At 65.0% G+C, this 17284-nt stretch carries 18 protein-coding genes and 1 riboswitch; of the genes, 14 read left to right on the forward strand and 4 right to left on the reverse strand.

The genetic code is table 11. From position 1 onward, the window contains the following. Positions 1 to 90: 90 nt before the first annotated feature. Both ACY8GK_RS06040 and ACY8GK_RS06045 read left to right on the forward strand, forming a co-directional pair. On the forward strand, positions 91 to 921 hold the full coding sequence (locus ACY8GK_RS06040; RefSeq protein WP_462402588.1) for an AraC family ligand binding domain-containing protein: 831 nt from the start codon (positions 91 to 93) through the stop codon (positions 919 to 921). A 47-nt stretch (positions 922 to 968) separates the two neighbouring features. After that, complete coding sequence (locus ACY8GK_RS06045; protein WP_196178579.1) at positions 969 to 1565, forward strand: LysE family translocator; 597 nt, start codon at positions 969 to 971, stop codon at positions 1563 to 1565. A gap of 44 nt (positions 1566 to 1609) precedes the next feature. Here ACY8GK_RS06045 and ACY8GK_RS06050 read toward each other — a convergent pair whose 3' ends face one another. Both ACY8GK_RS06050 and ACY8GK_RS06055 read right to left on the reverse strand, forming a co-directional pair. Then, positions 1610 to 2809 (reverse strand): sugar transporter, encoded by a 1200-nt coding sequence (locus ACY8GK_RS06050; RefSeq protein ID WP_196178577.1) that lies wholly within the window; start codon positions 2807 to 2809, stop codon positions 1610 to 1612. Positions 2810 to 3054: 245 nt separating this feature from the next. Continuing rightward, positions 3055 to 4113, reverse strand: coding sequence for an NAD(P)-dependent alcohol dehydrogenase (locus tag ACY8GK_RS06055; protein WP_196178575.1), 1059 nt, complete (start codon positions 4111 to 4113; stop codon positions 3055 to 3057). A gap of 172 nt (positions 4114 to 4285) precedes the next feature. On the opposite strand from ACY8GK_RS06055, the gene ACY8GK_RS06060 reads away from it, so the two are divergent. Beyond that, positions 4286 to 5191, forward strand: coding sequence for an AraC family transcriptional regulator (locus tag ACY8GK_RS06060; RefSeq protein ID WP_462402589.1), 906 nt, complete (start codon positions 4286 to 4288; stop codon positions 5189 to 5191). Here ACY8GK_RS06060 and thpR read toward each other — a convergent pair. Beyond that, on the reverse strand, positions 5170 to 5742 hold the full coding sequence (thpR, locus tag ACY8GK_RS06065; protein WP_462402590.1) for an RNA 2',3'-cyclic phosphodiesterase: 573 nt from the start codon (positions 5740 to 5742) through the stop codon (positions 5170 to 5172). The genes ACY8GK_RS06060 and thpR overlap by 22 nt on opposite strands. Positions 5743 to 5904: 162 nt before the next feature. Here thpR and lpxO point away from each other — a divergent pair, with 162 nt between their 5' ends. From lpxO to ACY8GK_RS06110, 9 genes are all read left to right on the forward strand, one after another. Further along, the gene (gene lpxO / locus ACY8GK_RS06070; RefSeq protein WP_462402591.1) at positions 5905 to 6804 is read left to right on the forward strand and encodes a lipid A hydroxylase LpxO; all 900 of its coding nucleotides are present in this window, start codon (positions 5905 to 5907) and stop codon (positions 6802 to 6804) included. A gap of 119 nt (positions 6805 to 6923) precedes the next feature. Further along, positions 6924 to 7268, forward strand: a complete 345-nt coding sequence (locus ACY8GK_RS06075) for a carboxymuconolactone decarboxylase family protein (RefSeq protein ID WP_462402986.1) — start codon at positions 6924 to 6926, stop codon at positions 7266 to 7268. Between the two features lie 78 nt (positions 7269 to 7346). Then, positions 7347 to 7916 carry a GNAT family N-acetyltransferase gene (locus tag ACY8GK_RS06080; RefSeq protein ID WP_196178567.1) on the forward strand — a complete coding sequence of 190 codons (570 nt, stop codon included), beginning with the start codon at positions 7347 to 7349 and terminating at the stop codon, positions 7914 to 7916. 307 nt (positions 7917 to 8223) lie between these two features. Next, positions 8224 to 9402: a DUF1624 domain-containing protein gene (locus ACY8GK_RS06085; protein WP_462402592.1), complete on the forward strand. Its 1179-nt coding sequence runs from the start codon at positions 8224 to 8226 to the stop codon at positions 9400 to 9402. Positions 9403 to 9464: 62 nt separating this feature from the next. Beyond that, positions 9465 to 9660: riboswitch (cobalamin riboswitch) on the forward strand. A gap of 123 nt (positions 9661 to 9783) precedes the next feature. Continuing rightward, positions 9784 to 10797: an ABC transporter substrate-binding protein gene (locus ACY8GK_RS06090; protein WP_196178563.1), complete on the forward strand. Its 1014-nt coding sequence runs from the start codon at positions 9784 to 9786 to the stop codon at positions 10795 to 10797. After that, positions 10794 to 11810 carry a FecCD family ABC transporter permease gene (locus ACY8GK_RS06095; RefSeq protein WP_196178561.1) on the forward strand — a complete coding sequence of 339 codons (1017 nt, stop codon included), beginning with the start codon at positions 10794 to 10796 and terminating at the stop codon, positions 11808 to 11810. Before ACY8GK_RS06090 ends, ACY8GK_RS06095 begins: the two co-directional genes overlap by 4 nt. Next, on the forward strand, positions 11807 to 12598 hold the full coding sequence (locus ACY8GK_RS06100; RefSeq protein WP_196178559.1) for an ABC transporter ATP-binding protein: 792 nt from the start codon (positions 11807 to 11809) through the stop codon (positions 12596 to 12598). The genes ACY8GK_RS06095 and ACY8GK_RS06100 overlap by 4 nt, the downstream gene beginning before the upstream one ends. A gap of 16 nt (positions 12599 to 12614) precedes the next feature. After that, on the forward strand, positions 12615 to 13055 hold the full coding sequence (locus tag ACY8GK_RS06105) for a pseudoazurin (protein WP_196178557.1): 441 nt from the start codon (positions 12615 to 12617) through the stop codon (positions 13053 to 13055). Continuing rightward, the gene (locus ACY8GK_RS06110) at positions 13052 to 14401 is read left to right on the forward strand and encodes an OprD family porin (RefSeq protein ID WP_462402593.1); all 1350 of its coding nucleotides are present in this window, start codon (positions 13052 to 13054) and stop codon (positions 14399 to 14401) included. The genes ACY8GK_RS06105 and ACY8GK_RS06110 overlap by 4 nt, the downstream gene beginning before the upstream one ends. A 26-nt stretch (positions 14402 to 14427) precedes the next feature. Here ACY8GK_RS06110 and ACY8GK_RS06115 read toward each other — a convergent pair whose 3' ends face one another. Beyond that, complete coding sequence (locus ACY8GK_RS06115; RefSeq protein ID WP_462402594.1) at positions 14428 to 14934, reverse strand: GNAT family N-acetyltransferase; 507 nt, start codon at positions 14932 to 14934, stop codon at positions 14428 to 14430. 131 nt (positions 14935 to 15065) lie between these two features. Between ACY8GK_RS06115 and ACY8GK_RS06120 the strand changes: the two genes are divergently transcribed. Together ACY8GK_RS06120 and ACY8GK_RS06125 are read left to right on the forward strand one after the other, a co-directional pair. Further along, entirely contained in the window at positions 15066 to 15542 is a 477-nt protein-coding gene (locus ACY8GK_RS06120; protein WP_462402595.1) for a hypothetical protein, read from the forward strand. 94 nt (positions 15543 to 15636) lie between these two features. After that, on the forward strand, positions 15637 to 17208 hold the full coding sequence (locus ACY8GK_RS06125) for a sensor domain-containing diguanylate cyclase (protein ID WP_462402596.1): 1572 nt from the start codon (positions 15637 to 15639) through the stop codon (positions 17206 to 17208). Positions 17209 to 17284 lie beyond the last annotated feature (76 nt).

Raw genomic sequence — 17284 nt, forward strand, 5'->3', positions numbered from 1 at the left:
TGGCGCTCGTCCCGGTTGCACGAATCTTCCAGACGATCAAGACACGCCTGGAGTACAGTGCCCATCCAAACCTCGGTCACTGGATATGACATGAGCGACTGGATCGACCTCACACTGGACCCGGACAGCGGTATCGAATCAGTGCGTGCGCATTTCAAGGGTCACGCCTATGACCCGCACTGGCATGACAGTTTCCTCATCGGCATCACCGAACAAGGCGTGCAGCAGTTCAACTGTCGCCGCAAGCGGCATCACAGCACGCCTGGAAAGGTGTTCATGCTCGAGCCTGGCGAGTTGCACGATGGGGATGCGCCTAGCGCGGAAGGCTTCACCTACTCGATGTTGTACCTTCAGCCGCGGTGGCTGGAACGCGAGCTGCGCGAGCTGTTCGAACACGCCCCCGACGACTGCCTGCCAGGCTTTGCCGACACGCTCAGTGGCGACGTGCCGCTGGCCGCTTCGACGTTTCGAGCGTTTCAGACAGTCCATGGTCGCGAGCTGCGCATCGTTCGCCAGGCCGCGCTGGACGACCTGCTGGCCAGCCTGACTCGCCACCTGCAGTGGCGCCGGCTGGCCGTTCCGGATCCGCGGCTGCCACGGGTGGCGCAGCGGGCGCGGGACTACCTGCATGCGCATCTGGAGCAAGATCTGGGGCTGGAGGATCTGGCCAAGGCCTGCGAGGTCGACCGGTTTCGCCTCAATCGTGCCTTCCGCGCGGCCTACGGGTTGCCGCCCCACGCCTATCTGGTCCAGCTGCGCCTGGTCGCGGCCAGGCGACGCCTGGCGCGTGGCGAAACGCCGGCCCAGGTCGCCAGCGCGCTGGGCTTTGCCGATCAAAGCCACCTGGGGCGCTGGTTCCGGCGAGCCTATCGGCTGACACCCGCGGACTATCGGCGACGCTGCTCAAAGCTTCCAGACTGAAGCGCCTGCACCGGCGAGCATGGGCTCCGTCCTCAAGGAGAATCCCCATGCCGCAATCACTGCTGCCGTTTTCGCTGTTCGCTCTCGTCGCCAGTCTGAGCCCTGGCCCGACCAACCTGCTGATCCTGGCCATAGGCGCCCAGCACGGCTTGCGCGCCACCGTTGCGCTGGTCTTCACGGCCTGCGTGTCGGCTGCCCTGGTCGTGCTATTGGTCGGCCTTGGGCTGGGTGAGCTGTTGGCCAGCCTTGCGTGGTTGCAACAAGCGCTAGCCTGGCTGGGCGTGGCCTGGCTGAGCAGGCTCGCCTGGCAGATGTGGCGAGCCGCCGACCGCGCGTTGGAGCCATCCGGCAAGCAAGGCATCACTGCCTGGGGCGTGGCGATGCTGCAACTGGTCAATCCCAAGGTATGGCTGATGGCCACGGCCGTGATCAGCGTGTTCGCCGGCCCTGCGGGCCAGACCCTTGGCGGCCTGTTGCTGCTGTCGACGGTGTTCCTGCTGATCGCCCTGCCCTGCATGGGCGCCTGGGCGGTGCTGGGCGCCAGCAGCACACGGCTACTCCAGGCCCCAGCAGGCTTTCGGCGCTTCAATCGACTGCTGGCAGCATTGTTGCTGATATCGGCCTGGTCGACCTTGCTGCTCTGACCCTGCAACGACCGCGCAGGTAACCAGACGGTCGCTTGCGGCCATCATCGGCTCTCGGGAGCGGTCAGCGATGCCTGGCTGAACCTGCGGGTATTGACGATCGCCAAAACCAGCCCGACCAGCGCGACGCTGCCACCCACCAGACCGATGTTGGCCACTCCCAGCTGGCTGCTGACGATGCTGCCCAGCAGGGCGCCGCCACCGATCCCGATGTTGTAGATGCCGGAAAACAGCGCCATGGCCACATCCGTAGCGTCCGAGGCCAGCTTCAATGTCCTGGACTGCAAGGACAGGCTGAAACTGAGGATCGAGATGCCCCAGAGCATGCTCAACCCGGCAAACACCGGGAACATGCCCGACAGCGGCAACAGCAGCAACAGGCACGAGGCGAGGCTGGCTATCGAGGCGACCAAGAAACCCTGCGGGAACCGATCGCTGTAGCGGCTGAACAAGACCGAGCCGACCACCCCGGCGCCGCCGAACAGCAACAGCAGCAACGTGGTTCGCTCGCCGCCGATCTGCGCCACGTGCAAGGCAAACGGTTCGATGTAGCTGTAGGCGGTGAATTGTGCCGTGATGACCAGCGTCACCAGCACATAGACGACGACCAGCGCCGGACGCTTGAACAGCACCGGCAAGCTGCGCAGCGACCCGGAATTCTGGCTTGGCAACAGCGGCAGCGACTTCATCAGGCACAGCAAGGTGGCCAACGCCACGCAGGCGATGGACAGGAAGGTCACCCGCCAGCCCAGTGCCTCTCCCACCACACGCCCCAGCGGAATCCCCATGACCATGGCCAAGGTCGTCCCGGTGGCCAGCAAGCCGAGCGCCTTGGCCTGCTGCCCCGGCGGCGCCACACGCACCGCCAGCGAAGCCGTGATGGCCCAGAACACCGCGTGCGCCAGAGCGATCCCGATACGGCTCACCAACAGCATGGCGAAGCTTTGCGCTAGCCACGACAACACGTGACTGGCGATGAAGACCAGGAACACGATCGTCAGCAGCCTGCGCCGCTCGACGTTGCGCGTGAGCAACATCATCGGCAGCGAAGCGACCGCGACGACCCAGGCGTAGATGGTCAGCATCAGGCCGACCTGCGCCGTGGTCATGTCGAAGCTGCGACCAATGTCACTGAGCAGCGCCACCGGCACGAATTCGGTCGTGTTGAAGATGAAGGCAGCCAGAGCCAGGGCGATGACGCTCAACCAGCTGCCACCGGCTGCTGTCGGGGTGGGACTGTTCATGGACGAGGAAGAGACTCCTTGGGGATGGGAGGGCTGCGGGCTGCCAGCGGCAAGCAGATGCGGCAAGCAGATGCGGCAAGCAAAAGCGGCAAGCAAAAGCGGAACGTGTTGCGAGCAACACGTTCCGCTCCTGTTTTTTTGTCAGTCTAAAGCCTTACGGTTACGTCTTGAAGAGCCAAGCACGCCAGATCAGATCAGTCGCCGTCCTGCGCCTTGCTTGCCGCTGGCCCCTGCAAGCCTGTGGCTTACCGCACGGCTGCCAGGGTCTGCATGTCGATGACGAAGCGGTACTTCACGTCGCCAGCGATCATCCGCTCATAGGCTTCGTTGATGTTGCGGATGTCCAGCATCTCGATGTCGCAGCTGATCTGGTGCTCGGCGCAGAAGTCCAGGACTTCCTGGGTCTGTGCGATGCCGCCGATCAGCGAACCGGCCAGCACTCGGCGCTTGATCACCAGGTTGGCCGCGTGGACCGGCGGCTCGACGGGCTCGATCAGACCCACCAGGATATGCACGCCGCCGAACTTCAAGGTTTCCAGATACGGGTTGAGGTCGTGCTGGACCGGAATGGTGTCGAGCAGGAAGTCGAAACGTCCAGCCGCAGCGCGCATCTGCTCGGCATCGCTGGACACGATCACTTCGTCGGCTCCCTGGCGCCGGGCTTCCTCGGCCTTGGCCGCGGAACGGGTGAACAAGGTCACATGCGCGCCAAGCGCCTTGGCGAATTTGATGCCCATGTGGCCGAGGCCACCCATGCCAAGCACCCCGACCTTGTGCCCTGGCCCCACGCCATGGTGCTTGAGCGGTGAATAGGTAGTAATGCCCGCGCAGAGAATCGGCGCCGCACTGGCCAGCTCGAGGCCGGCGGGAATGCGCACGACGAAATGCTCGCTGACCACGATGCTGCTGGAGTAGCCGCCCATGGTGTTGCTGCCGTCCACGCGATCAGGCGTGGCATAGGTCATGGTCGGACCTTCCAGGCAGTACTGCTCCAGATCCGCCTGGCACGCTTCGCAGTGGCGGCACGAGTCGACCATGCAGCCCACCCCGACCAGATCGCCAACCTGGTATCGGGTGATCTGGTCGCCAACGGCCGTCACCCGACCGACGATTTCGTGACCGGGCATCAACGGGTAGACCGCGATGCCCCACTCGTTGCGTGCCTGGTGGATGTCGGAATGGCATACGCCGCAGTAGAGGATCTCGATGACCACGTCGTCCGGACGCGGGCTGCGTCGCTCGAACTTCATGGGCGCCAGGGGGCTGGTGGGAGTCTGGGCGGCATAGCCGATGGCGGTATACATGACGAACCTCGCAATGAAACGTTACAGCTGCCCATTCTGCGCGCCTGGCGGCTTCCGGCCCACGGCAGATCCTCCAGCGTGCGTGCCTGATTCTCCGGAATCGCCGCCAACCATTGGTGCGCGGGGTTCATTCTGCGAAGATTAAGGTATCTGATCCTCTGTCCCGGACCTTATGCAGCTCACTCGTCACGTCGATGCCAATGCGTCGCTCTGCACCTCGATAAAAGCGTTGGCCAGTCGCCCCGGCTTCGTCCCCACCCACCTGCCCCAGGTCAAGGTCCTGAGCTGGGATCACTATGTGGCCAGCAGCCCACAGATCTACGAACCGAGCCTGATGATCCTCGCCCAAGGCAGCAAACTGGCGCGCCTGGGCCCCCGCACCCTGGAGTACGGTGCCGGGCACTACCTGGTTCAGGCGCTATCGGTGCCTTTCATGTGCGAAACCTTCGCCACCGCACAAGTCCCGCTGTTGGGTGTCGCCGTGGATATAGACCGTGGCGTGCTCGGCGAACTGGTGCAGGACATGGGCCTGGCTCCGGATCCGACCGTGCAGGCGCAGACGCCACAATCGATGACCTCGGCCGCGCTGGACGCTCCGATGCGCGCCGCTGTCGAGCGTTTGCTCGAATGTCTGCATGACCCGCTCGATGCCCGCGTGCTGGGCCCCTCGCGGGTGCGCGAGGTGCTTTACACCGCCTTGCGCGGCCCTCAGGCCGGCGCGCTGCGCGCCCTGGTGGAACAGCAAGGCCACTTCGCACGGATCGGCACGGCCCTGAATCACCTGCGCGAACACTATGCCGCTGCGCTGACCGTGGAGGAATTGGCCAGCCTGGCCAACATGAGCGTCTCGACCTTTCACGAACACTTCAAGCGCTGTACCGAACTGGCTCCGATGCAGTATCTCAAGCGGCTGCGCCTGCTCAAGGCCCAGCAAGTCCTCATCGGCGAAGGCCTGAGCGTTGCCCAGGCGGCTCATCGGGTCGGCTACCAGAGCGCCTCGCAATTCAGCCGGGAGTACAAGCGCCAGTTCGCTCGCAGCCCGGGCCAGGAGCGACCCTACCAGGGCCTGCCGGTGTGAGTGTCCGGCAACTGCTCGGCCATCGTCCAGTGCGCGAGCGGCCAGTAACGACCCTTGCGCGATTCATACAAGGCGAAGCCTCTTGCGTTGAGGTGAAATGCCGGCGCGCTGGTCGCCTCGGGCGCCTGGCCATGAAAATCCCTTGCCAAGGTCAGGTGCGGTCGATATTCGCGCGACTGCTCCTGGAAACCCAGTGGTAAGAGCGTCTGCTGCAGGTCGTAGACCAGTCGGCGCAGCACCGGCGGGGTCTGTCCGGGCTCCAGCACCAGTACCCTGGCGCGTTGCCAGGCCTGGAGCCGGTCGAGTGACAGCCGCACCGGCATGCTCGGTTTGGCCAGCTCATCCACGGCGGTGCAGATGTCTGCGAGCCGGACAGTATCGACATCGCCGAGAAACAGCAGCGTGAGGTGGAAATTTTCCGCCGCGACCGGCTTGCCGCTTCGCAGGCCCAGTTCGCGTCGCCATTGCGCGATGGCGCGGCGCTGCGGTTCGGGGCAGTCCAGGGCGAAGAACAACCGCTTGAAAGGCTGGCCTGCTTCACGTGTCTCCATGGCGCTTCTCCTTCAGCCGAACCTCGATGGACCGTGGCACAGCCCAAGCATTCGATTCAGCTTTCTTTCCCAAGGTAACAATTTGTACAAAGCCTGCCTGCATTTGTTTATGCTGACACGCTTAAGCGCTGGCGCGTCATCCCTGTTGGCTTAGTGTTCCTCATGAAAATCGCATTCGTACTGCTCTTCGTCCTTTCCATCGCCCATGTCCACCTGCGCGGTCGGGTCAGGCACAAGCTGACCCGTCAGCTCGGCGACCACTCCAGTTTCCTGGCGCCGGTGAACACGTTCCTGTACCTGTTCTCCCGCCATCCCGCCAAGCCTTACCTGCCGGTAGAGGCGTTTCCGGAACTCCAGCCGCTCAAGGACCACTGGCCTGAAATCCGGGACGAGGCGCAACGGTTGCTACAGGTCGGACAGATCAAGAAGTCCGACAACCATGACGATGTCGGTTTCAATTCGTTCTTCAAGAGTGGCTGGAAGCGCTTCTACCTGAAGTGGTATGGCGAAAGCCACCCATCGGCGATGACCCTGTGTCCGCGGACCACCGAGCTGTTGCAGGGCATCGGCTCGGTGAAGGCAGCCATGTTCGCCACGTTGCCCCCCGGCGCCAAGCTGGTGCGCCACCGCGACCCGTATGCCGGATCGTATCGCTACCACCTGGGCCTCGATACGCCCAACGACGACGGCTGCTACATCGATGTGGACGGCGAACGCTATGCCTGGCGCGATGGCGAGGCGGTGATCTTCGACGAGACCTACATTCACTACGCCGCCAATACCACCGAACACAATCGAATCATCCTGTTCTGCGACGTCGAGCGGCCGCTCAGGTACCGCTGGGCAACGGCGTTCAACCGCTGGTTCAGCCGCAACGTGATGGCGGCCGCCGCCGCGCCGAACGACACCAACGACAAGACGGGCGCCATCAATCGCCTGTTCACCCGGATCTACAAGATCCGCGCCCGGGGCAAGGCGCTGAAGAAGCGCAACCGCCTGCGCTACTACCTGGAAAAATGGATCGTGGTGGCCGCCTTGGTCCTGCTGTTCATCTACATCTGATGCGTTTCCGAGCAGGTCGTGCTGCCAAGGTAGTAGTTGCCCCCTTCCATCGCAGCCCTGCAACGTCCGGTGCGTGATCTAGCCTGAAAGCTCCAATGGTCGATTTCGAGGCACAGACGATGAGCATGATGGATTGGGACACCTACCGCAGGCAGTTGATGGCCGGCGTCGAACAACTCGGGCAGCTGTCTGCGGACACTGTCGCCGGCTATGTGACCGCCAGCGGCGCGGGGGCCAAGACCGGCCACCTGGACGCCAAGACGCGCGAGCTGATCGCCATCGCGGTGGCGGTGACCACCCGTTGCGATGGATGCATCGCGGTACATTCGCAGCAGGCGGTGAAACAGGGTGCCACGCGCGAGGAGATCGCCGAGGCGCTGGGCGTGGCCGTCGCGCTCAACGCTGGGGCTGCCCTCGTCTATTCCACCCGCGCCCTGGATGCCATCGACAAGCGCGAAGGCTGAGCGAGCGTCGGCGCCTGCCCTCTTGCAGGCGGGCGCTGGGCCGCACAGACTGGCGCCCCCTGTTCGATCGGAGCCACCATGATTCACATCCGTCCCATGACCGCAGCCGATTTCGAGCTGTTCTGGCCGACCTTCGAGGCTGTCGTGCGCGCCCGGGAAACCTATGCGCTGGATCCTGCCATGACTTTCGACCAGGCGCGGCAGTTATGGCTGGACGTGCCCTTGCGGACCCTCGTCGCCGAGCAGGACGGCGAACTGCTCGGCAGCTACTACCTCAAGGCAAACGCCGCCGGCCCTGGCGCGCATGTCGGCAATTGCGGCTACATGGTCTGCGAGCAGGCGCGTGGCCATGGCGTGGCGCGCCTGCTCTGCGAGCATTCGCAGAAGCTCGCCCGCCAGGAAGGTTTCCTGGCCCTGCAGTTCAACAGCGTGGTCGCCAGCAACGAAGTGGCCGTGGCCTTGTGGTGCAAGCTGGGGTTCGAGACCGTCGGGCGTTTGCCGCGTGCCTATCGTCATGCCACCCTCGGCCTGGTGGATTGCCTGGTGATGTACAAGTGGCTGGCCGAGGATCCGGTGGTGGAGAAACCTCCACTGCTGATTGGCCGCAGGAACATCGAAGCGCGCGTTTCGCGCCGGCGCGGTGTGTAGGCGCGACCATAGCCGGGGCGCCGATCCGCGACGCTGGGTGGTGAACGGCCACCGTACCGCTTCGTCCGCGCCGGAGCGGCCGCGATAGCCCGCGATGCGGCCCCCTCAAACCCTGCGAATATCCCGGTTCAAGACTCTGTCGCTTGCCCGCCCCTGGGTCGCTGCGCGCCCTATCGCGGCCGATCCGATGCTGCGGCGGCTCCGACACGGCCACATTGCAGCCCAACCCCGTCAGGGTCTATCCGTCAAATGAAATTAGTTATAAGATAACGTTTCAATTATCTCCATTCTTGCCCGCGATCTTCCAATGACAAGCCTAAGCGCCACTCCCCCACCTACCTCGACCCTCGTCACCCAACGCCTGCAAAGCATCGATGCCCTGCGCGGCCTGGTGATCGTGTTCATGCTGCTCGACCATGTCCGGGAGACTTTCTTCCTGCATCGCCAGGTCAGCGATCCGATGGCCGTGGACGTCACCGAGCCTTCGCTGTTCTTCAGCCGGACATTGTCGCACCTCTGCGCACCGGTCTTTGTCCTGCTCACCGGCCTGTCGGCCTGGCTGTACGGCGAGAAGCACCAGGGCCGTGGGGATGTCTCGGCCTTCCTGTTCAAGCGTGGCCTGGTTCTGGTGTTGCTGGAATTCACCTTGGTGAACTTCGCATGGACCTTCCAGTTGCCGCCGAGCGTGATCTACATGCAGGTGATCTGGGCCATCGGCCTGAGCATGATCGCCCTGTCCGCGCTGGTCTGGCTGCCTCGCGGGTGGCTGCTGGCGCTCGGCGTGGCCATCGTCGCCGGCCATAACCTGCTCGACGGACTGCACTTCCCGTCCGGCTCGGCCATGCATGTGCCATGGGCCATCCTGCATGACCGTGGCTGGCTCGAAGTTTCCGAGAGCTTGCGCCTGCGTACTTCCTATCCGGTCCTGCCATGGATCGGAGTGATCGCCCTGGGCTATTGCCTTGGCCCCTGGTTCGGCCGCGCCAGCCAGGCTGGCCTTCGCCAGAAGCGGCTGCTGCTGGCCGGCACCGCCGCCTTGGCCGGGTTTCTGTTCCTGCGTCTGCTCAACGGCTACGGCGAAGCACCTTGGCAGGTCCATGCCGACACCATGCAGACGCTGATGAGCTTGCTCAACATCACCAAGTACCCGCCTTCGCTGCTGTTCCTGGCCTTGACCCTCGGTTGCGGCCTGCTCCTGCTATGGGCCTTCGAGCGATGCGGGCAAACGCGTTGGATCAGCATCCTGGCGGTCTTCGGGGCCGCGCCGATGTTCTTCTACCTGCTGCATCTGTATGTGCTCAAGCTGCTCTACCTGGTGTGTGTCGCGCTGTTCGGTCTCGACCAGGGCGACTATTACGGCTTCGACAGTGTAGGTGCGGTCTGGTTGGGCGCGGTGTCGCTGGCGGTGGTCCTGTACCTGCCCGTGCGCTGGTTTGCCCGGCTGAAGGCGCGCCGGCGCGACATCGCCTGGCTGAAGTATTTCTGAACCCTGGCGGCGTGCCACGGGCTGGGACAGGTGCATTTGGCTTGTCGCGATGCGCCTGGCCCGTCTAAGATGCCGCCGCCGGTTTCCGTCAAGGAACTAACAGGGAATCCGTGGCTGCCTGTATGCAGCGAAACGGAACTGCCCCCGCAACTGTAGGTGCCGAGCCCACTTCAGCGATGCCACTGGGTCAATTCCCGGGAAGGCGAAGTCGGGCCATGACGCATCAGTCAGGAGACCTGCCGGCACGCATTCACCAACCGGCGGGGTGTCCGGGATGGCCATCTCCACCCGTCCAGGGTGCAGCCACACGTCATGGGCGTGTGGCTGGCGATGCCTGTCCGTGCGTCTGTCCCGTGCACCCACGATAGGAGATCGCCCCACATGCTGCCCCGTTTCGTCACCCTGCTCGCCGCGCTTGGCGCCACCGGCCTGGCCCAGGCGGCCAGTACCCATTATCCGTTGACCCTCGATAACTGCGGCATGTCGTTGACCTTCCAGCAGGCGCCGCAGCGTGTCGTCACGATCGGCCAGGCTGGCACCGAGATGCTCTACGCCCTGGGCCAAGGCGACAAGCTGGTCGGTACCTCGCTGTGGTTCAACGATGTGCTGCCGCAGTACAAGGCCCAGGATGCCAAGGTCGAACGCCTGGCCGACAACGATCCGAGTTTCGAGGCGGTGATCGGCAAGCGCCCGCAATTACTGGCGGTGCAGCTGGAATGGATGGTCGGTGCGCAGGGAGTGGTCGGCACCCGTGAACAATTCCATGAGCTGAATATCCCGACCTACCTCATGCCTTCCGACTGCGAGGGCAAGGACAACCTGGTCGGCGCCGACGGCACCCGCCTGCAACCGTTCCAGATCGAGACCGTGTACCGCAGCATCAGCCAGCTGGCACGGATCTTCGACGTGCAGGATCGTGGCGAGGCGCTCAACCAGGCGCTGCAGGCCAGGCTCGCCAAGGCCAAGGCCAGCCTCGCCGGCAAGGACCTGTCCCACACCACTGCCTTGTTCTGGTTCTCCAGCGCCGACCTGGATATCGACCCCTATGTCGCGGGACGCAAGGGTATTCCCGACTTCATGCTGCAGAGTCTTGGGGTGCGCAATGTCGTCGAGTCGGATGAGGAATGGCCTACCGTCGGCTGGGAAACCCTGGCCAAGGCCAACCCTACCTGGCTGGTGATCGCGCGCATGGACCGTCGCCGCTTCCCTGCCGATGACTTCCAGAAAAAACTGCAATTCCTGCGCAACGATCCGGTGACACGCAACATGGACGCGGTGAAACACGACCGCATCATCGTGCTCGACGCCCATGCCATGCAGGCCAGCCTGCGTCTGTTCAGCGGCCTGGAGACGCTCGCCGCGGCATTTTCCTCGGGTAAAGCGCCACAGCCATGATGCGCCTGTTCATTCGTGCCGCCTTGGTCCTCGGTGCCCTGTCGCTGGCCTTGCTGGCGGGCATCGGCATCGGTGAAACCCGCATGACGCCCACGGTCATCTACCAGGTGCTGGCCAACCAGCTGTGGCATGCCGGCTACCTGGTCGATCCGATCGACCAAGGCATCGTCTGGAACTACCGGCTGACCCGGACCCTGGTGGCTGCCGCCTGCGGCGCGGGCCTTGCGACCTGCGGCGTGATCCTGCAGGCGCTGCTGCGCAATCCGCTGGCCGAGCCGTACCTGCTGGGCCTGTCCGCTGGCGCGTCGACCGGCGCGGTGCTGGTCGCCTTGCTGGGTCTGGGCGCCGGCGCGCTGTCGCTATCAGGCGGCGCGTTCCTCGGCGCGCTGGCCGCTTTTGCCCTGGTCCTGCTGCTGGCCCGTGCCAGCGGCCCAGCCAACGGCAATGCCCAGGTGATCCTCGCCGGAATCGCCGGCTCGCAACTGTTCAATGCCTTGACCGCGTTCTTGGTGACCAAGTCGGCCAGCGCCGAGCAAGCGCGCGGAATCCTGTTCTGGCTGCTGGGCAATCTCAGTGGCGTGCGCTGGCCATCGGTATGGCTGGCCGTGCCGGTGGCCGGCGCCGGCCTGGCCATGTGCCTATGGCACCGACGCGCGCTGGATGCGTTCACCTTCGGTAGCGATTCGGCCGCTTCGCTGGGCATTGCCGTACGCCGGGTGCAGCTGCTGCTGATCACCTGCGCCGCGCTGGTCACCGCGGTGATGGTGTCGATCGTCGGTGCGATCGGCTTCGTCGGGCTGGTGATCCCCCATGCCCTGCGCCTGCTGCTGGGCCCCGGCCACAGTCGCCTGCTGCCGGCCAGCGCGCTGGGCGGCGCGCTGTTTCTGATCGCCGCCGACGTGCTTTCCCGAACCTTGATTCCCGGCCAGGTGATTCCGGTGGGCGTGGTGACGGCGCTGATCGGCGCGCCCGTCTTCGCCCTGATCCTGGTCAGCCGCAGGAGTCCGCGATGACTGCCATGATGCCCGCGACCCCGACCGCGCCACTCGCTTGCCAGGGGCTGGGCTATCGAGTGCGTGGCACCCAGTTGCTCTACGGGATCGAACTGTCCGTGCAGGCAGGCGAGACCCTAGGCATCGTCGGCCCCAATGGATCGGGCAAGTCGACCCTGCTCAAGCTGCTGGCCGGCCTGCGCCAGCCCGATGGTGGCCAGGTGCAGCTGCTGGGCCAGCCGCTGGCGCGCCTGCCGCGCCGCCAGATCGCCCAGGCGCTGGCCCTGGTGGAGCAGCAGGCCGACACCCATGATGCGGTGAACGTGCACGATGCCGTGGCGCTCGGGCGCACCCCCTGGCTATCGGCGCTGGCGCCGTTCACCGCCGAGGACGCCGCGATCGTCGACCAGGCCCTGGCCGACCTGGATGCCTTGCACCTGCGCCAGCGAACCTGGAGCAGCCTGTCTGGTGGCGAACGCCAACGTGTGCACATCGCCAGGGCGCTGGCCCAGCGCCCCAAGGTGCTGTTGCTCGACGAGCCGACCAATCATCTGGACATCCAGCACCAGCTGAGCCTGTTGCAACGCATCCAGGCCCTGCGGGTGACGACGCTGATCGCCTTGCACGATCTCAACCAGGCGCTGACCTGCGACCGCCTCGCGGTACTCGACAAGGGCCGCCTGGTCGCGCTCGGCAAGCCACACGACGTCCTCACGCCGGAGCGGCTGCTGAGCACCTTCGGTGTCCACGCCCACTATCTGACCGACCCTTATGACGGCGCGCGCATCCTGCGTTTCCGCGCCCCTTGAACCTGGAATGGAAGACATGCGCCTGCATCGCCTTGCCCTGCTGTTGTCCTGTTCGCTGCTCGCGCCGCTGGCGCTGGGCGACGTCCATGAAGTGAAGATGCTCAACCGCGGCGCCGACGGTGCCATGGTCTACGAACCGGATCACCTGCGTATCGAGCCAGGCGACAGCGTGCGCTTCGTGCCGACCCAGAGCGGGCATAACGCAGCGAGCCTGCCAGGCCTCTGGCCCGAAGCGGCGCCAACGTTCAAGAGCAACATCAACCAGCCCGCCGAATACCGCTTCGCCACGCCCGGACTGTATGGCATCCAGTGCATCCCGCACCTGGCCATGGGCATGGTCATGCTGATCCAGGTCGGCCAGCCAGGACCTTCCACTGGCGCAGTGCCGAGCAGCTTGCCAGCGCGGGCCAAGGCCCGCCTGGCCGCGCAACTGCAGCGACTGGAGACCGGCCGATGAGCGCACTCTGTCACCGCTTTGCCTGGGCGTTGCCATTGCTGGGCCTCACCCCCCTGGCCGTGGCCGATTCGGCGCAATCCCAGGCGCGCGGCCTGCTCGAGGACAGCAGCTGGAACCTGCTCAATCGCACGGTGTTCGACCAGCGCGACTACCGCCACGGTGGCCGCAACAGTGGCGCGCGCAATGCCTACAAGCCGCGCGCCGATCGTAACGGCAAGGCCGAGGAATGGGCCTATGGCCTGATGGGTACTTTCCAGTCCGGATTCACCCAGGGCCTGGTCGGCGTGGGCGTCGATGCTCATGCCTACCTGGGCATGCAGCTCGACAGCGGTGGTGGCCGTGCCGGCAAGGCCCGCCTGCTTGGCCTGGATAACGAAGGCCATCCAAAGAGCCAGTATGGCCGTGGTGGCGCGGCGTTGAAGCTGCGGCTATCCGACACTGTGCTGTCCTATGGCGAGCAACGGGTCAAGACCCCGGTGTTCAGCTCGTCCGACAGCCGCCTGCTGCCCGAGACCGCCACCGGCCTGTTCCTGGTCAGCAACGAGATCGACAAGCTCAAGCTGGTCGCCGGCCACTTCACCGAAAGCACCGACCGCAACGCCAGCAGTCATGACCAAGGCTTCGTGGTCAATTATTCCAACGGCCGCAAGGGCGACAGCTTCGACCTGGCTGGCGCGGTGTACAGCCCCTCGAGCAGCGTCAACGCCAGCCTCTACACTTCGCGCTACCAGGACAGCTGGAACCAGCACTACCTGGGCGGCACCTTCGTGTACCCGCTGGACGATCTGCGCAGCCTGAGCCTGGACCTGAACCTGTATCGCACCACCGATACAGGCAAGGCGCTGTCCGGACGCATCGACAACACCACCTGGAGCCTGGTCTCGCGCTACAGCCAAGGCCCGCATGCCTTCAGCCTGGGCTACCAGCACGTCGATGGCGACACGCCGTTCGACTACGTTACTCGCGGGGCGATCTTCATTGGCAACGCCGTGCAGATGTCGGACTTCAATGCTCCCAACGAAAAGTCCTGGCAGGCGCGCTACGACCTGAACATGGGCGCCTTCGGCCTGCCTGGGCTGAACCTTACCGCGCTGTACGTACGCGGTTTCGACATCGATGGCAGCCACGTCGATCCCACTGGCGGCTATGCCTACCTCGGCTATGGCAAGGATGGCAAGCACTGGGAACGGGACCTGGAGGCGCGCTACGTGGTGCAGGCTGGCAAGGCCAAGGGCCTGGCCTTCTCGCTGCGGCACAACGTGCACAGGGGTGACACGGCCCAGGCCGAGCTGGACGGCGACCAGATTCGCCTGGCGATCGAGTACCCGCTCAGCGGCGGCCTGTGACAGGCAGGACGATCCGCGCCGACCGGCTAGGCCACCAGCTGCTGGTGCATGTGCGTGGTTTGCCACAGCGGATCGTCTTCGATGTCGACCACCTCGAAGCCCTGCTTTTTCCAAAAGTCGATCGCGCCAGGCAGGAAAGGATGCGTATGCAGGTACAGGCACTCTACCCCGTCAGCCCTGGCCCCGTCGCGCAGCGTGTTGAACAGCCGGCCGGCCAGGCCGCCCCTTCGGTAACCGGGCGCCACGAACAGGCGCACCACTTCGACGGTGCGTCGGCTCCGATAATCGAGCTGAGCGAAGCGATGATCGTAGGGCAGGTAGCCGATGGCGGCGACTAGGCGTCCCTGGTCACGCGCCACCAGGAAGCGTCCCTGGCCCTCGAGGTAGGTCTGCTCGAAACGTGCCAGGTCCGGCGGCAGGGGCGCGTCGGCGAGCATAGGGAACAGCTCGCGGCGCGCCGCGTCGACGAAGGACACGACTTCGCCACTGGCTTCTGGCGTGACGTCATGGAAGGTACAGGCAGCAATCGACATGGACAGATGGCCAGGCGAGGAAGACCCCAAGGGTTCTACCTGAGCGCGCGCCTCGCCGCAATCGCTGCAGGCCCGCCCTGGACGCTGGCTTGGGTTACACTCATGGCTCCGTGCGTTGTCGAGGTCGTTGCATGTCCAAGCTGACGAAGCTGTCGTTGTGGTTGCTCCTTGGCCTGCTGGCCGCCTGCGAACCGCAGCAGAGCCGGGACGAGAAGATCCTCGCCGAGCTGCCCTTGCAGGACGCCTACGAACACAACATCGACAAGATGGCCGAGCTGCTCTCGGCCAGCCACCCTGATCTGGCCCCGGCCGATATCGAGCAGGTGCTGCGTCGCAACCTGACGGTCGAGGACCAGCGCCAGGACTTGCTCGAGCTGTATAGCGAGGCCAATTTCTCCGATGCCGAGTTCGCCATCATCGTCGCCGCCACCGGCGACCCCGCCCGGGCCCGAGCGCTGAACCAGACCGACGAAGGTCGCCAGGTCAGCCAGAAACTGACGCGCCTGATGGAACAGCGCGCGCAGGACCGTCAGGCGCAGGCCCGAGCCAAGGCCAGGATGCAGCAGGTCGAGACGGAACTGGACAGCCTGGAAGCGGCCAGGCAGTGAATCGATTCCGCCGCGATCGCCTCCCTCGCAGCATGGCCTGCGTCTCGAGAAACCGTTAAGGTAGCGCGCTTTGCCACTACGCCCGAGGTCAGCCGTGCCACACGCCAAGCAAGGACTGCGGCTGGATCTGCGCACGCTGATCCTGGTCCTGTCGGCGCTTACCGCGCTGGTCATGCTGTTTACCAGCTATTTCGCCAGCTATCGGGTGCAGCGCCAGCTGCTGATCGACCACGCGCTCGAGTCCAATCGCGTGTATGCCGCCAAGCTCGCTTCGATCAGCGAGGCCTTCATCGGCAGCGCCATGAAGCAGCTGGCCGTCAGTGCCACGGTCCAGGCTCGTCAGCTGGACGACCCAGGCGCCTTGCTGGAAGAAACCGACCGCCTGTTGCAGCAAAGCAGTGCCTTCAATTCGACCTTCGTGGTCGATGCACGTGGCGTCATGCGCGCCATCTCGCCTGCCGCCATGCACACCACCATCGGCAAGCAGCTGCAGAACCCCGGCGCGCGCGAAGCCTTGCACGAGCGGCGGCCGATCGTCTCGGCGCCCTACCTGTCGGTGGCCAACAACCTGGTGGTGGTGCTGTCCCACCCCATCTACGACGCACAGGGCAACTACCAGGGGTATGTCGGCGGCAGCCTCTACCTGCGTGAGCACAACATCCTCAATACCTTGCTTGGCCAGCATTTCTACAAGGACGGCTCGTATCTCTACGTGGTCGACCGTAACCTGCGCCTGCTCTACCACCCCGATCCGCAGCGGGTCGGCACGCGAGTGGTCGGCAATCCGATGCTCGACGACCTGGCCAAACAATCCAGCGGCACGCGACGGGTGACCAACAGCTACGGGGTGGACATGCTCGCTGGCTTCGCCATCGTGCCGAGCACGGGCTGGGGCGTGGTCGCCCAGCAGCCCCTGGAAAAGACCATCGCCCCCCTGCGCAGCCTGATCCTCAGCGTGATCGGCGTCTCCGCCCCGCTGGTGCTGCTCGGCAGCCTGATCCTCTGGTGGCTGGCGCTGACCATCGCCAGGCCGCTCTGGCAGCTGGCCGCCGGCGCGCGGGAGATGGACGAAGCGCAAACCCGCGAGCAGATCCACGGTGTGCGTGCCTGGTACTTCGAGGCCGCCGAACTCAAGCGCGCCTTGCTGTTCGGCCTCAACCTGCTGCAAGAGCGCATCGGCCGGCTCAACCGCGACGCCCAGACCGACCCGCTGACCGGGCTGGTCAACCGTCGTGGCCTGGAGCAGAGCCTGGCGCTGCTGCAGGCCGAGGCACGGCAGTTCTCGGTCATCCTGCTGGATATCGATCATTTCAAGCGGGTCAACGATGGCCATGGGCACGACGTCGGCGACAGCGTGCTGCGCAAGCTCGCCGAGCTGATGCGCAGTGGCTGCCGGGAAGGCGACTTGTCATGCCGTACCGGCGGCGAGGAATTCCTGATGCTGCTACCCGGCGCCAGCCTGGCAGTCGCCGCGGGCGTGGCCGAACGGCTGCGCGCCTGCGTCGAAGGGACGCCGATCGAACCGGTCGGAGCGATCACCCTTTCCCTGGGCGTGGCGCATTGGAGTCCCGAGCAGCAGACGCAACCGGCCCAGACCATCAGCGAGGCGGACCGCGCCCTTTACCTGGCCAAGCAACGCGGGCGCAACCGGGTCGAGCAGGCATAGGACGGTGCGCCCGGTCACAAATGAGCCTGCCCACCCGGTTGGCACGGCAGCCCGCAGACAACGCAGCATAAATGGC

The sequence above is a fragment of the Pseudomonas sp. Marseille-QA0332 genome (assembly GCF_054950175.1).